Genomic DNA, 13,678 nt, shown 5'->3' with positions numbered 1-13,678 from the left:
GGTCGGCCGCCCGTCGTCCCGCTCACCCGGACACCGTCTCCTTCCCGTCGCCCCGTTCCGGACCGACCACGTCGCGCTGCCGGGGCCCACCGGAACGCCCGCCGCGCCGCAGCGCACCGGGCAACCGGCGACCCACGGCGGCGAGCAGCGGCCGCACGTCCCGCCGGTCGGCCAGGTACGCCACGGCGAGGAACACGACCCCGACCACGGCTGCAGACAGCATGCCCTGCACGAGGGCCGCGAGTGTCGTCGGGGTGCCGGCCCCGCGCCCGGCCAGGGCATGCGCGGTGGCCGCCCCGGCGAGCGCCGCGAGCGCCCCGCCGAGCAGCCCCGCCGCTCCCGCGCGGGCCGCCCCGGCCAGCGCGGCGGGCCCCGCCGCGCGGCGCGCCGCGACGACCAGCAGGACGCCGAGCAGCAGCATGCCGGCGGAGTTGGCCAGGGTCACCGCGAGCACCCGGTCGGCGCGGGGCAGCAGCACGGCGAGGGGGACGACGGCCAGCGGCACCGCCAGCCAGCCGACGGTGACGGCCACGGTGGCCGGCCGGGTGTCGCCGCGGGCGTAGAGGGCGCGGGAGAGCACCGCGAACAGCCCGTAGCCGAGCAGGCCGGGGGCGAAGCCGGCGATCGCGGCGGCCACCGGGGCCGGGTCGGCCGGACGGAAGAAGGCGGCGACCGGGGCGGCGGTGCCGGCGAGGGCCGCCGCGCCGAGGCAGCTGAACAGCAGCACTCCCCGGGTGGTGGTGGCGAGGGTGTCCCGGTACGCCGGTTCGTCGCCGGCCGCCGACGCCGCCGCCAGGGTCGGGTACGCGGCGACCGCGAGCGGCACGGCGAGCACCGCCCAGGGCAGCAGGTACATCGTCTGGGCCAGGTTGAACGCCTGGACGGAACCGGTCGGGCCCCCGGAGGCGCTCTTGACGACCAGCGCGAGGGCGATCTGCTGGGCGGCCACCGTGACCGCCCCGGCCGCCGCGAGTCCGCCGACCCGGGCCCGGGCGTCGGCGTCGAACGCGTACCCGAAGCGCAGCCGCAGGCCGAGGCGGCGCAGCGGGATCAGCAGCGACAGCGACAGCACGACCACGCCGAGGGTGGTGCCGCCGCTCAGGACCAGCTCCCCGCCCCGGCTCACCCCGGCGACGGTGGCCCCCCGTCCCTCGACGCCGCCGAAGGTCAGGTAGACCACGATCACGGTGAGGCTGGACAGCAGCGGGGCGATGACGGGCCAGGCGAAGCGGCGGTGCGCCTGGAGCACCCCGGTGAGCACGATGCCGATGCCGTAGAGCGGCAGCTGGGGGGCGAAGACCCGCAGCATGCGCGCCCCGGCGGCCAGCTCGGCGGGGCTGCGGCCGGAACTGAGCGCCTCGACGATCGGCCCGGCCAGCAGCGCCACCAGCGCCGCGAGGGGCACCAGCAGGGTCAGCGTCCAGGTCAGCAGGGCGCCGGTGGTCGCGCCGACGGCCCGCCGGTCGCCCGCCGCGACCGGGCCGGCCAGCAGCGGCACGACCAGGCTCGCCAGTGCCCCGCCGGCCACGATCTCGAAGATGATGTTCGGCGCGATGTTGGCGACCACGTACATGTCGCCGAGGTCGCTGAAGTCCAGTGTCCAGGTGAACACCATCGTCCGGCCGAAGCCGGCGAGCCGGCTGACCACGGTGAGCACCGCGATGAGGGCCGCCGCCCCGGCCACCCGGCCGGCGCCGGCGAGGGGTGCCGGGTTCTTCACGTCAGCAGGGGGCCTTCCCGTCGGTCGCTGCGGCCCGCACGTCGGCCGGTCGCCGCGCCGGCATTGCCGGGCTCATGGGCACCGGGCGCACGTCAGTCGGTGCGCCGACCCAGCGCGTCCAGCTCGCGCAGGCCCGGGGTGGCCTGGATGACCTGGGTGAAGCTGACCTTCTCGCTGGCGGCGGTGAGCCCGGCGAGCACGGCGAGCAGGCCGGCCCGGCCCAGCGGCCCGGTGCGGGCGGCGAGGGCCACCCCGAGCACCGCGCCGATCGCGTTGGCCCCGCCGTCGCCGACCATCACCTGCTCGTCGAGGTCGTCGGCGAGAAGGCCGGCGGCGGCGCCCACCGCCCCGGCGGCGATCCCACCGTGCGGGCCCCCGGTCAGCGGCGCGCCGAGCAGCAGCGCTGACTTCAGCGCCCGCCCGGGCCGCAGGTCGAGCAGGTTGAGCAGGTTGGCGGTGCCGGCGATCACCCCGGCGCCGAGGAGCACGTCGGCGGTGCGACCCACCGCGCCGTGCCGCTGGCGGCGGGGGTGGGCGGCGACGGCCCGGTCGGCGGCGAGCAGCGCCGACGCGGCCAGCCCCGCCGCGCCCACCCCGACGATCTTGACGAGCCCGGCGGTGACCCGGCCCTCACGCAGGGCGGCGAGGTGCCCGGCGAAGCCCTTGGCGGCCTTCTGCTCGGGCCGGGCGCCCACCACGTCGTCGTAGACCCCGACCGCTCCCCCGCCCAGGCCGGCCACCAGCGCGGCGGCGCCGGCGGGGGCGCTGGACGCGCCGAACGCCCCGGCCGCGGCGGCACCGGCGGCGAGCGCCGGCCCGGCGGCGAGGGTGACGGTGCGGCCCCGGAAGTTGGTGCGCTCCAGCGCCGGGGCGGCCGGCGAGGTGCGCACCTCGCGCAGCGCGTACCGGGCGGCGGCGGCGCCGGCCCCGACGATCAGCAGGCGGCCCAGCAGGCTCACGCGGTCACCCCGTTCGGTACGCCGCACGCACGGCGGGAAGGATCGGACACCCGGGTACGTCGTTCGCTCACTGGGGCAGTCTAGGCAGCAGCGCGGACGCGTTGTCGCCCACGCCGTACTGGCCCGCCTTCTTCTCCACGAGCTGCTGCACCAGGGCGAGCGTGGTGACCAGCTGCCCCTGGGTGGTGTTGGCGTCGTCGACGGTGGAGATGGTCTGCGACAGCACCGGGTCACCCCGGACGACCGCGACGACGTTGCCGCCGGCCGAGCCGTTGCCGGCCACCACGATCGCCCCCGTCCGGTCGAACTGCTCGGCGACCTTGACCACCGACTCGTCCTTCTTCGCGGAGTCCTTGTCGACGTACGGCTGACCGCTGACCAGCACCACCGCCTCGGCGGGCCCCGTCACCTTCTCGTCGGTCGTCAGGTAACCGGCGTTGCTGTACGACGCCAGCACCGCCCGGCGGTCGGCCTCGGTGGCCGGGGCCGCGCCGTCGGCGCGGTCCAGCAGCACGCTGGCCAGCAGGGCGCTGGACGTCTCCACCCCGTGCCCGTTGCCGGGCAGCCCCGAGGCGGGGGCGCTCGGCCGGGCGGCGGTCACGGCCAGCTCCATCAGGTTGTTGTTGTTGTCCGGGTTGATGAACTTGTCCTGCAGGTCGACCCGGCCGGTGACCTGGACACCGCCGACCTGGAGCATCTTGAGCACGCCCTCGGTGTGCTCGCGCCCGCTGGGCAGGGTGAGCAGCAGCACGCGGCGCCCGGTGAGCTTGCCCGGCAGGACGACCTGGGCGATCTCGGCGGCGAACTGCTCCTCCAGCTCGATCTCCTTCTGCATGTTGTTGACCGCCTGGCGCATCTGCTGGTTGTCCTTGCTCAGCCCGTTGACCCGCTCCTTGAGCGAGTCGGCGACCGGGCCGTTGAGGGCGGCCGTGCCGACGACCAGGCCGATGGCCAACGCCAGGAAGACCGCGGTCAGGGACACCACGTGGTAGCGGAAGTTGATCACGCTTGCAGCCTCTTGATCGGTCGGGGAGCTAGAAGAGCTGGCCGAGCTGGAACACGAAATTGTTCCACCATTCACTGACCACGCCCAGGTACGCCTTGCCGACGGTGGAGACCGCGACGGCCGAGGCCATCGCCGCCACCGCCGACAGGACCAGCAGCAGCAGCGACGAACCGGAGATGCTCTGCCGGTAGAGCCGGCTCACGCCCTTGGCGTCCACCAGCTTCCCGCCGACCTTGAGCCGGGTGAGGAACGTCGAGGCCATCCCGCCCCGGCCCTTGTCCAGGAACTCGACCAGCGTGGCGTGCGTGCCCACCGCCACCAGCAGCGAGGCGCCCTTCTCGTCGGCCAGCAACATCGCCAGGTCCTCGCTGGTGGCCGCCGCCGGGAAGGTGATCGCCTCGACACCCAGCCCGGTGACCCGGGGCAGCCCCGGGGCCCGGCCGTCGGGGTAGGCGTGCACGATCACCTCGGCGCCGCAGCGCAGCACGTCGTCGGTCACCGAGTCCATGTCACCGATGATCATGTCAGGGGTGTAGCCGGCCTCGACCAGCGCGTCCGCCCCGCCGTCCACGCCGATCAGCACCGGCTTGAACTCCCGGATGTACGGCCGCAGCACGTCCAGGTCGGCCTTGTAGTCGTAGCCACGGACCACGATCAGGCAGTGCCGACCCTGGATCTGGGTCTGGATCTCCGGCACGCCCACGCCGTCGAGGAGCAGGTCGCGCTCCTGCTTGAGATAGTCCATCGTGTTGGCGGCGAACGCCTCCAACTGCACCGACAGCCCCTCGCGGGCGTCGGCCATCGCCTTGGCCACCGACTCGGCGTCCTGCAACGCGCCGTGCGCGACCGGCTCGCCGCCGACGAACACCGTGTTGCCCTCGATCCGGACGGTGTCGCCCTCCCGGACCCGCTCGAAGATCCCCTCGCCCAGGTCGTCCAGGAGCGGGATGCCGGCGGTCACCAGCACCTCCGGCCCGAGGTTCGGATAACGGCCGGAGACCGACGGCTTCGCGTTGAGGACGGCGGCGACACCGACCGCCACCAGCGAATCGGCCGCCACCCGGTCCAGGTCGACGTGGTCGATGACCGCGATGTCGCCCGGACGCAGCCGGCCGACCAGGCGCTTCGTCCGGCGGTCGAGGCGCGCGGTGCCGAGGACTGTGTCCGGCTCGGTGTTACGGGTCCGGCGCAACGTGGGTAGACGCATCGTGACCATCCTGGCATGTGAGGCAGGCTTTTCTGTCGCGACATGCCTGAGCAGGGCCGCCTACCCAGGGAAGCACACCGGAGCGCGCCACGGTGTGCGCGCGCTCACAATACCCGCCGTCACGGCCGCCTTTCGCGCGCCGCCACGGCCAACAGCTCCTCGGCGTGAGCGATACCCAGATCCGAATCCGGCAAACCCGCCAGCATCCGGGCCAGCTCCCGGGCCCGCTCGGTGTCCTCCACCACCCGCACGCCGCTGGTGGTCACCGCGCCACCCGTGTCCTTCGCCACCACCAGGTGCCGGTCGGCGAACGCCGCCACCTGCGGCAGGTGGGTGACCACCAGCACCTGGTGGCTGCGGGCCAGCCGGGCCAACCGCCGGCCGATCTCCACCGCCGCCTGGCCGCCCACGCCCGCGTCGACCTCGTCGAAGACCAGCGTCGGCGGGCCACCCGAGCCCGCGAACACCACCTCGATGGCGAGCATCACCCGGGACAGCTCACCGCCGGACGCGCCCCGCTGCAACGGCAGCGACGGGGCCCCCGGGTGCGCCAACAGTCGCAGCTCCACCTCGTCGCCGCCGTCCGGGCCGACGCCCACCTCCACGCCGTTGACCGCCAGGCTCGGCTCCGACCTGCCCGCCGGCCGGGGCAGCACCGCCACCTCGATGCGGGCGTGCGGCATCGCCAACCCGGCCAGCTCGACCGTCACCTGCTCGGCGAACCGGGACGCCGCCTCCTGCCGGGACGCCGACACCCGCCCCGCCAGCTCGGCCACCTCACCGGCCAGCCGGGCGGCCTCCCGGTCCAGCTCGTCCAGCACGTCGTCGGAGGTGTCCAGATCGGACAGCCGCGTCCGCGCCCGCTCCGCCCACGCCACCACCCCGTCGACGTCGTCGGCGTACTTACGGGTCAACGCCCGCAGCGCCGCCCGCCGCTCGTAGACGACCTGCAACCGGGCCGGGTCCGCGTCCAACGCCGCCAGATACGTCGACAGCTCCGCCGACACGTCCGCGACCAGCGTCGCCGCCTCCTCCAACCGGGCCGCCAGGTCACCCAGCGCCGGATCGGTGCCCGCCTGGGCCTCCAGGGTGCGCCGGGCCAGCCCCAGCAGCGCCGTGGCGTCCGGCGTCTCGTCAGTCGGCTCTGTGCCGCCCGCGACGCACTGGTGCGCCGTCTGCGCCGCCGTACGCAGCCCCTCCGCGTGCTCCAGGCGCTGCACCTCGGCCCGCAACTCGTCGTCCTCGCCCGGCTGCGGATCCACCCGGCTGATCTCGTCGAGCCCCAGCCGGAGCAGGTCCGCCTCCTGGTGGCGCGCCCGGGCGTTGCGCCGCCGGTCGGCCAGGTCGTCGACCACCGCCCGCCACCGGGCGTACGCCTCCCGCAGCGCGTCGAGGAGCTTCTCGTGCTCCGGGCCGGCGAACCGGTCCAGCGCGGCCCGCTGCTCGGCCGGCCGCAGCAGGCGCAACTGGTCGGACTGGCCGTGGACCGCCACCACCTGCTCGCCGACCTCGCCGAGCATCGCCACCGGCATGCCGCGCCCGCCCAGGTGCGCCCGCGAGCGACCCTCCACGGTGACCGTGCGGCTCAGCAGCAGCGAACCGTCGTCGTCAGGCTCCCCGCCGGCGTCGGTGACCCGGGCGTGCACGGCGGCGGCCACCCGGCCACCGAGCCGCAGCCGCCCCTCGACCACCGCCCGACCCGGCTGGGCCCGCACCCGGCCCGCGTCGGCCCGGCCGCCGAAGAGCAGGCCGAGGCCGGTCACCACCATCGTCTTGCCCGCACCGGTCTCGCCGGTGATGACGTTCATCCCGCCGGCCAACGGCAGCGTGGTGTCCTCGATGACGCCCAGTCCGGTGATGCGCAGCTCTTCCAGCACAGCACCCGACAGTAGACGCGGGCCCCGACAGTTGACCAGCCGGCACGGCCGGGACGCGGTGACCGCCCGCCGGCGGCCGCCCCCGTCACCTCCGCCGGAACCCCGGCCGACCAGCGGTCGACCCGCGCCGCCGGGCCGCCCCGGAGACGTCGCTCACCTGCGGTTGCCCCGCCAGCCGTGCACCGGCAACCCGAACTTCGCCACCAGGCGGTCGGTGAACGACCGGGCCCGCAGCCGCACCACCCGCACCGGCAGCGCACCCCGCCGCACCGTCACCTGCGCCCCCGGCGGCAGGTCGTAGACGCGCCGGCCGTCGCAACACAGCACCGCGAGGGTGGTGAACGGGTCCACCGTGATCGAGAACGTCGACGTGGGCGCGGTCACCAACGGTCGGCTGAACAGCGCGTGCGCGCTGATCGGGACCAGCAGCAGCGCCTCCACCTCCGGCCAGACCACCGGCCCGCCGCCCGAGAACGCGTACGCCGTCGAGCCCGTGGGGGTCGCGCAGACCACGCCGTCGCAGCCGTACCGCGACAGCGGCCGGCCGTCCACGTCGACCAGCAGCTCCAGCATCTGGGCCCGCTCGCCCTTCTCGACGCTGATCTCGTTGAGCGCCCAGGACTCGATCGTCGGGCCACCGTCGAACTGCGCCGTCACGTCGAGGGTGAGCCGCTCGTCCACCGTGTAGTTGCGGTCCACCACGTCGCGCACCGCCACGTCCAGGTCGTCGATCTCCGCCTCGGCGAGGAAGCCGACCTTGCCCAGGTTGATGCCGAGCAGCGGCACCTTCGCCGGCCGGGCCAGCTCCGCCGCGCGCAGGAACGTGCCGTCCCCGCCCAGGGCGAAGACGATCTCGGCCCCCTCGGCGGCCTCCGGCCCCGCCACCGGCACCACGCCCGGCAGGTCCAGGTCGTCGGCCTCCTCGGCCACCACCCGCACCTCGAACCCCGCGGCGATCAGGTCCGCCGCGACCGCCCGGGCGTGCTCCGTGCTGCGACGCCGGCCGGTGTGCGTCACCAGCAGCGCGGTACGACTCAACGGACCCACCTTCCGTTCGCGACTGCGGGGCTCGCAAGCTCACTCCTCGCGCTCACCCTGCCACCTCCTCCGGGGCCGCGTCCGGCGCGTCACCGGACAGGCTCGCGCCCTGCGGGCCGGCCGCCACGACGGCCCGCACCCGCTCCGGGTCGGCCGCCGGCGCGCCCCGGCGTAACCATACGAAGAACTCGACGTTGCCGCTGGGCCCCGGCAGCGGGCTGGCGGTCACCCCGGCAAGCCCCAGGCCGAGCTGGGCCGCCGCCGCCGACACGTCCAGGACCGCCTCGGCGCGCAGCGCCGGATCGCGCACGACCCCGCCCGCGCCGACGCGTTCCCTGCCGACCTCGAACTGGGGCTTCACCATCAACGCCAGGTCGCCGTCGGCCCGGGTGCAGGCAGCCAGCGCCGGCAGCACCAACCGCAGCGAGATGAACGACAGGTCCGCCACCGTCAGGTCGACCTCCCCGCCGATCGCCTCCGGGGTCAGCGTGCGGACGTTGGTCCGCTCGAACACCCGCACCCGGTCGTCGGTGCGCAGCGCCCACGCGAGCTGCCCGTAGCCGACGTCCACGGCGACGACCTCGGCCGCGTCGGCGCGCAGCAGGACGTCGGTGAAGCCGCCGGTCGACGCGCCGGCGTCGAGGCAGCGCCGGCCCGCCACCCGCAGCCCGTCCGGGGTGAACGCGGCCAGCGCGCCGGCCAGCTTGTGGCCGCCCCGGGAGACGTACTCCGAGGTGGGGTCGGCACCGGTGACCAGCAGCGGATCGGCGGGGTCGACCAGCGCGGCGGCCTTGCGGGCCGGCACCCCGCGCAGCTGGACCCGGCCGGCCTCGACCAGCGCGGCGGCCTGCTCGCGGGACCGGGCCAGACCGCGACGGACGAGTTCGGCGTCGAGCCGGTTGCGACGTGCCATGGGGTGGATCTCCGGTCGGTCAGGCCTGGTCGATGGTGGCGAGGGTTTCCCGCAGCGTCTGGTACGCGGCCTCGTACTGCGGGATCTGGTCGGCCGGGGAGAGCGACGCGGCGTTCGCCATCGCCTGCACCGCGGCGTCCACGGCCGGGTGCCGGGCGTCGCCGTCGTCGGCGTCGGTCAGCGGGCGCGGTGGCGGGCCCGGTCGGGGCCCCGGCGGCGGCGCGGGCCGGCCGCCGGGCGGTGGGCCCGGCCGGAACGGCCCGCTCACCGCCGGCCCCGACCCGGCACGGGCACCCTCACGCCGCACCGCCCGGCTGCTGCTTGCGGGCCGGCGCCTTCTTCGGCGGGCGGGCCGATTCCGCCGCCCCTGCCTCCGAGTCGGTGCGGCTCACCGTGGCGGGTGCCTTCTTCGCGACGGCCTTCTTGGCGACCGCTTTCTTCGCGACCGCCTTCTTCGCCACGGGGGCAGGCGACGCGGACGGCTCCGCCGCCGGCGGCTGGGGGGCCGACGCCTGCGGGGCGGGTGACTGCGGGGCGGGTTCGGCGGGGCCGGTCCGGGCCTCCCGAAGCTGGCGTTCCAGCTCGTGCACCCGACGGGTCAGCTCGGCCACCTCGTCGGCGGTGGCCAGCCCGACCGCGCCGAGCGCGCGGTCGACCTCGAAGCGCACCAGCTTCGTCAGCGCCTCCCGGTTGGCCGCGCCGGTCGAGACCAGTTCCTCGGCGAGGGCCTGGAGTTGGGTCGCCGTCGCCTCGCCGGAGCCGACGACCCGACGCACCACGTCCTGTGCCTTCTTCCGGGGCGCCTCCGTCAGGCCCATGGCCAGTCCGAGGTAGGCGCGCCACGCGTCCTGCATGCCTGAGTCCTTCCGCGGGGTGGGGGTTGCGGGTCTCACGCTACCGGGCGCCGTGGGACGCCCATTGCGGTACGGTGCCGGGAAACGGACGTGGCGTGCGTGAGGAGACAAAGTGGCCAGCGTGGACGAGTGCCGGCAGGCGTTGCAGGATCTGGCCGCCCGGCTGGACCGCAACGCCGACGCCGTGCGGGAGCGGGTCGACCTGGACCGCACCCTGGCCTGCCGGGTGACCGACCTGGACACCGCCTTCCACGGCCGGCTCACCGACGGACGGCTGCTCGACCTGACCGACGGCGACGACCCCAAGGCGAAGATCGCACTGAGCACCAGCAGCGACGACCTGCTCGCCCTCGTGCGCGGCCAGCTCGACGTGACCAAGGCGATCGCGTCCCGCCGGGTGTCGATCAAGGCGAACCCGTTCGACCTGATGAAGCTCCGCAAGCTGCTCTGACGGCCCCGGGACGGGCGCAGCCCGCGCCACCGGACCCGGAACGACCGGGGTCGGTGGCGCGGGCTGCGCCCGTCGCTCGGTGGGTCAGTCGGCCAGGCCGAGGGCGGCCAGGGCGGCCTCGGCCTCCGGCGCAGCCGCCCGTACCCGCGCGCCCGTGCCGGTCGTCCACGCGACGGCACAGAGCGCGGCCAGGGCGTCCAGCGGCCGGCCAGCACCGGCCAGCTCCAGGCCGCCGTCGGTCGCGCGCACCGACCAACCGCCCGTCTCGGCGGCACCCGGCACCCGGACCACCGCCGCCGGGTCGAACAGCCCGGCGAGGTCGACCGAGACGTACGTCGGCCGGCGCGCCGCCGGGGCGGCCAGCAGTTCGGGTACGTCGCTGACGCCGGTCAGCACGAGCAGGCTGTCCAGGCCGGCCCGCCGGGCGCCCTCGATGTCGGTGTCGAGCCGGTCGCCCACCACGAGGGTGCGCCCCTGCCCCGCCCGACGGGCAGCGGTGGCGAACAGCGCCGGCTCGGGCTTGCCCACGACCACGTCGGGCTCACGGTCCAGCGCGGTCCGCAGCACGGCCACCAGCGACCCGTTGCCCGGCAGCGGTCCCCGCCCGCTGGGCAGGGTCCGGTCGGTGTTCGTGGCGATCCACTGCGCCCCGGCCCGCACGGCCAGGGACGCCTCGGCCAGGTCCGCCCAGCCGACCTGCGGGCCGTACCCCTGCACGACGGCGACGGGGGACTCGTCGACGCGGGACACCGGGCGCAGCCCGGCGGCGGTGATCTCGGCGCGCAGCGCCTCCGCCCCCACCACCAGGACCGGCGAGCCGGCGGGCAGCCGCTCCGCCAGCAGCTCGGCGGAGGCGCCCGCCGAGGTGAGCACCTCCTCCGCTGCGGCGGGCACACCCATCCCGGTGAGCAGCTCGGCGACCTCGCTGGCCCGCCGCGACGCGTTGTTGGTGGCGTACGCGACCGCCCGTCCCTCGGCGTGCAGCCGTCCCACCGCCTCGACCGCGCCGGGGATCGGCCGGTCGATCAGGTAGATGACCCCGTCCAGGTCGAAGACGACCAGCGAGTATCCGTCGACCAGCCGGTCCCCGGTGCCCGTCGTCACCGCAGATCCGCGCCCGGCTCGGGCGAAGCCGCGGACTCCGCGCCCCGCTCGGTCTCCACCGGCGCCGACCCGGTCCGGTCCGCAGCCGCCCGGGCCGCGCCGTCCTCGTCGTCGTCGTCGTCCTCGTCGAAGTCGTCGTCTTCGTCGTCGTCTTCGTCGTCGTCTTCGTCGTCGGCGGCGTCGGCGTCCGCACCGCCGGTGAGGTCGCCATCCGACTCGTCGTCCACGTCGTCGCCCTCGATCAGCACCCCGTCGAGTTCGAGCAGCCGCTCGGCGGCGTCCGTCTCGCCCTCGGCGTCGATGTCGGCCGCCCGGGAGAACCACTCCCGGGCCTCCTCGCGGCGGCCCACGGCGAGCAGCGCGTCGGCGTACGCGTACCGGAGCCGGGCGGCCCACGGCTCGGCCTCATCGTTGGTCAGCTCCCGGACCTGGAGCATGGCCACGGCCGCGTCCTTCTGGCCGAGGTCACCCCGGGCCCCGGCGGCGACGATCAGCAGCTCGATCGCGACGGCCTGGTCGAGCTTCTCCCGGTCGGCACCCCGGAACAGGTCGATCGCCCGCTCCGGGCGCCCGAGCGCCCGCTCGCAGTCGGCGAGCACGGCCAGATGGCTCTGCAGGCCGGTCATCCGGTGGTACGTGCGCAGCTCGGCGAGCGCCGTCTGCCACTCCCCCGCGTGGTACGCGGCCAACCCGACCGCCTCGCGCACCGCCGAGATGCGCGACGCGAGCCGACGCGCGGCGAGCGCGTGCGCCAGCGCCTCCGCCGGGTCCTCATCGATCAGCTGGCCGGTCGCGACGAGGTGCCGGGCGACGGTGTCCGCCACCGGCTTGGCCAGCGACAGCAGCTCCGCGCGGACGGCCTGGTCCAGGTCGGACGCGACGATCTCGTCGGGCAGCGCCGGGGCGGCAGCCCCCGACTGCTCGCCACGGTCACGCCGGTCGTCCCGGCGGTCGCGCGACGCGTCCCCGCCACCGTAGCCGCCGTCCCGGCGTCGGTCCTCGAATCCCGGCCGGTCGTCCCGGCGCGGGCGGTCGCCGTGACCGCCGGTCCGTTCGCCGCCGCGGAAACCACCCTCACGCGGCGGACCCGAACGGAAGCCACCCTCGCGCGGCCCGGAACGGGCATCACCCTCGCGACGGTCCCCACCGCGGAAACCGCCCTCACGACGGTCACCGCTGCGGAAGGTGCCCTCACGGTCGCCGCCGCGGAAGCCGCGCTCGCGGGTCTCCCCGTCGCGGCGGAAGCCACCCTCGCGCGGACCACCCTCACGACGGTCGCCGCCACGGAAGCCGCCCTGGCGGGCATCACCGTCGCGGCGGAAACCACCCTCGGAACGGTCCCCACCGCGGAAGCCACCCTCACGCGGGCCGGAACGGAAACCGCCTTCACGGCGATCCCCACCCTGGAAGCCACCCTGGCGGCCGTCACCATCGCGACGGAAACCACCCTCACGACGGTCACCGCCGCCATAACCACCCTCGCGACGATCGCCGCCGAAACCGCCCTCACGACGATCACCACCACGGAAGCCACCCTCACGCGGCGGGCCCGAACGGAAACCACCCTCGCGCGGCCCGGAACGGGCATCACCCTCGCGACGATCACCGCCACGGAAGCCGCCCTGGCGGGCATCACCGTCGCGGCGGAAACCACCCTCGGAACGGTCCCCGCCACGGAAGCCACCCTCACGCGGGCCGGAACGGAAACCGCCTTCACGGCGATCCCCACCCTGGAAGCCACCCTGGCGGCCGTCACCATCGCGACGGAAACCACCCTCACGACGGTCACCGCCGAAACCGCCCTCACGACGGTCCCCACCGCGGAAGCCACCCTCACGCGGCGGCCCCGAACGGAAACCACCCTCGCGCGGCCCGGAACGGGCATCACCCTCGCGACGGTCACCGCCACGGAACCCGCCCTGGCGGCCGTCACCATCGCGACGGAAACCGCCCTCACGACGATCGCCGCCGAAACCGCCCTCACGACGATCCCCACCGCGGAAGCCACCCTCACGCGGGCCGGAACGGAAACCGCCTTCACGGCGATCCCCACCCTGGAAGCCGCCCTGGCGGCCGTCACCATCGCGACGGAAACCGCCCTCACGACGGTCACCGCCGAAACCGCCCTCACGACGGTCACCACCGCGGAAGCCACCCTCACGCGGCGGACCCGAACGGAAACCACCCTCGCGCGGACCACCCTCACGGCGGTCGCCACCGCGGAAGTCCCGGCCCTCGCCGCGCGGCGGGCCCTGGTGGCCGCCGTCCCGGCCTCCGCCGGTCGACCGCGAGTCGTCGCGGGTGCGGAAACCGCCCTCCCGGCGGTCACCGTGGCCGCCGCGCTGATCGCGCGAACGGTCGTCCCGGTCACGGTACGGCGGACGGTCATCCCGTCGGGGCGCGCCACCACGTCGGTCGGAACGGTCTTCATAACGTCGAGGACGGTCGCCGTCCTGCGGTCCTGAACTCACAGGTACATCCTTCCTGATTGCGCCGCACTCGACGCTACGCAGTTGAGGGCCGACCCACATTGGGGCGGCCCTCGACTG

Annotated in this window: 13 protein-coding genes; 2 read left to right on the top strand and 11 right to left on the bottom strand. The window is 75.4% G+C overall.

Annotated features, from left to right (window positions below; translation table 11 throughout):
- Positions 1–22: 22 nt before the first annotated feature.
- From murJ to ACVMYR_RS32015, 9 genes are all read right to left on the bottom strand, one after another.
- Positions 23–1,720, bottom strand: coding sequence for a murein biosynthesis integral membrane protein MurJ (murJ, locus tag ACVMYR_RS32055; RefSeq protein ID WP_077939453.1), 1,698 nt, complete (start codon positions 1,718–1,720; stop codon positions 23–25).
- Positions 1,721–1,812: 92 nt separating this feature from the next.
- Positions 1,813–2,679, bottom strand: a complete 867-nt coding sequence (locus ACVMYR_RS32050) for a hypothetical protein (RefSeq protein WP_457123582.1) — start codon at positions 2,677–2,679, stop codon at positions 1,813–1,815.
- A gap of 67 nt (positions 2,680–2,746) precedes the next feature.
- Entirely contained in the window at positions 2,747–3,685 is a 939-nt protein-coding gene (locus ACVMYR_RS32045) for a copper transporter (RefSeq protein ID WP_077939452.1), read from the bottom strand.
- Between the two features lie 28 nt (positions 3,686–3,713).
- Entirely contained in the window at positions 3,714–4,892 is a 1,179-nt protein-coding gene (gene steA / locus ACVMYR_RS32040) for a putative cytokinetic ring protein SteA (protein WP_007075891.1), read from the bottom strand.
- A gap of 119 nt (positions 4,893–5,011) precedes the next feature.
- Positions 5,012–6,769 carry a DNA repair protein RecN gene (recN, locus tag ACVMYR_RS32035; protein WP_431897851.1) on the bottom strand — a complete coding sequence of 586 codons (1,758 nt, stop codon included), beginning with the start codon at positions 6,767–6,769 and terminating at the stop codon, positions 5,012–5,014.
- 153 nt (positions 6,770–6,922) lie between these two features.
- Positions 6,923–7,807, bottom strand: a complete 885-nt coding sequence (locus ACVMYR_RS32030; protein WP_077939451.1) for an NAD kinase — start codon at positions 7,805–7,807, stop codon at positions 6,923–6,925.
- Between the two features lie 52 nt (positions 7,808–7,859).
- On the bottom strand, positions 7,860–8,720 hold the full coding sequence (locus ACVMYR_RS32025; protein WP_457123581.1) for a TlyA family RNA methyltransferase: 861 nt from the start codon (positions 8,718–8,720) through the stop codon (positions 7,860–7,862).
- Between the two features lie 19 nt (positions 8,721–8,739).
- Positions 8,740–8,988 (bottom strand): hypothetical protein, encoded by a 249-nt coding sequence (locus ACVMYR_RS32020; protein ID WP_457123580.1) that lies wholly within the window; start codon positions 8,986–8,988, stop codon positions 8,740–8,742.
- A gap of 28 nt (positions 8,989–9,016) precedes the next feature.
- Positions 9,017–9,574 (bottom strand): hypothetical protein, encoded by a 558-nt coding sequence (locus ACVMYR_RS32015; RefSeq protein WP_457123579.1) that lies wholly within the window; start codon positions 9,572–9,574, stop codon positions 9,017–9,019.
- A gap of 112 nt (positions 9,575–9,686) precedes the next feature.
- Here ACVMYR_RS32015 and ACVMYR_RS32010 point away from each other — a divergent pair, with 112 nt between their 5' ends.
- Positions 9,687–10,025 carry an SCP2 sterol-binding domain-containing protein gene (locus ACVMYR_RS32010; RefSeq protein ID WP_043968081.1) on the top strand — a complete coding sequence of 113 codons (339 nt, stop codon included), beginning with the start codon at positions 9,687–9,689 and terminating at the stop codon, positions 10,023–10,025.
- 84 nt (positions 10,026–10,109) lie between these two features.
- On the opposite strand, the gene ACVMYR_RS32005 is transcribed toward ACVMYR_RS32010, so the two are convergent.
- Positions 10,110–11,129, bottom strand: coding sequence for an HAD-IIA family hydrolase (locus tag ACVMYR_RS32005; RefSeq protein WP_457123578.1), 1,020 nt, complete (start codon positions 11,127–11,129; stop codon positions 10,110–10,112).
- Complete coding sequence (locus ACVMYR_RS32000) at positions 11,126–11,953, bottom strand: Replicase polyprotein 1ab (protein WP_457123577.1); 828 nt, start codon at positions 11,951–11,953, stop codon at positions 11,126–11,128. The genes ACVMYR_RS32005 and ACVMYR_RS32000 overlap by 4 nt, the downstream gene beginning before the upstream one ends.
- Between ACVMYR_RS32000 and ACVMYR_RS31995 the strand changes: the two genes are divergently transcribed.
- Positions 11,876–13,594, top strand: coding sequence for a hypothetical protein (locus tag ACVMYR_RS31995; RefSeq protein WP_457123576.1), 1,719 nt, complete (start codon positions 11,876–11,878; stop codon positions 13,592–13,594). The genes ACVMYR_RS32000 and ACVMYR_RS31995 overlap by 78 nt on opposite strands.
- The last annotated feature ends 84 nt before the right edge of the window (positions 13,595–13,678 follow it).

The organism is Micromonospora sp. PTRAS2 (assembly GCF_054052245.1).
Note: the sequence above shows the minus strand (reverse complement) of the source record. Positions and strands in the feature narration are given on the sequence as shown.

Excerpts from the sequence above, each read along its gene's own strand:
- ACVMYR_RS32015 (WP_457123579.1), bottom strand. The coding sequence starts at position 9,574 with ATGCAGGACGCGTGGCGCGCCTACCTCGGACTGGCCATGGGCCTGACG.
- ACVMYR_RS32025 (WP_457123581.1), bottom strand. The coding sequence starts at position 8,720 with ATGGCACGTCGCAACCGGCTCGACGCCGAACTCGTCCGTCGCGGTCTG.
- steA (WP_007075891.1), bottom strand. The coding sequence starts at position 4,892 with ATGCGTCTACCCACGTTGCGCCGGACCCGTAACACCGAGCCGGACACA.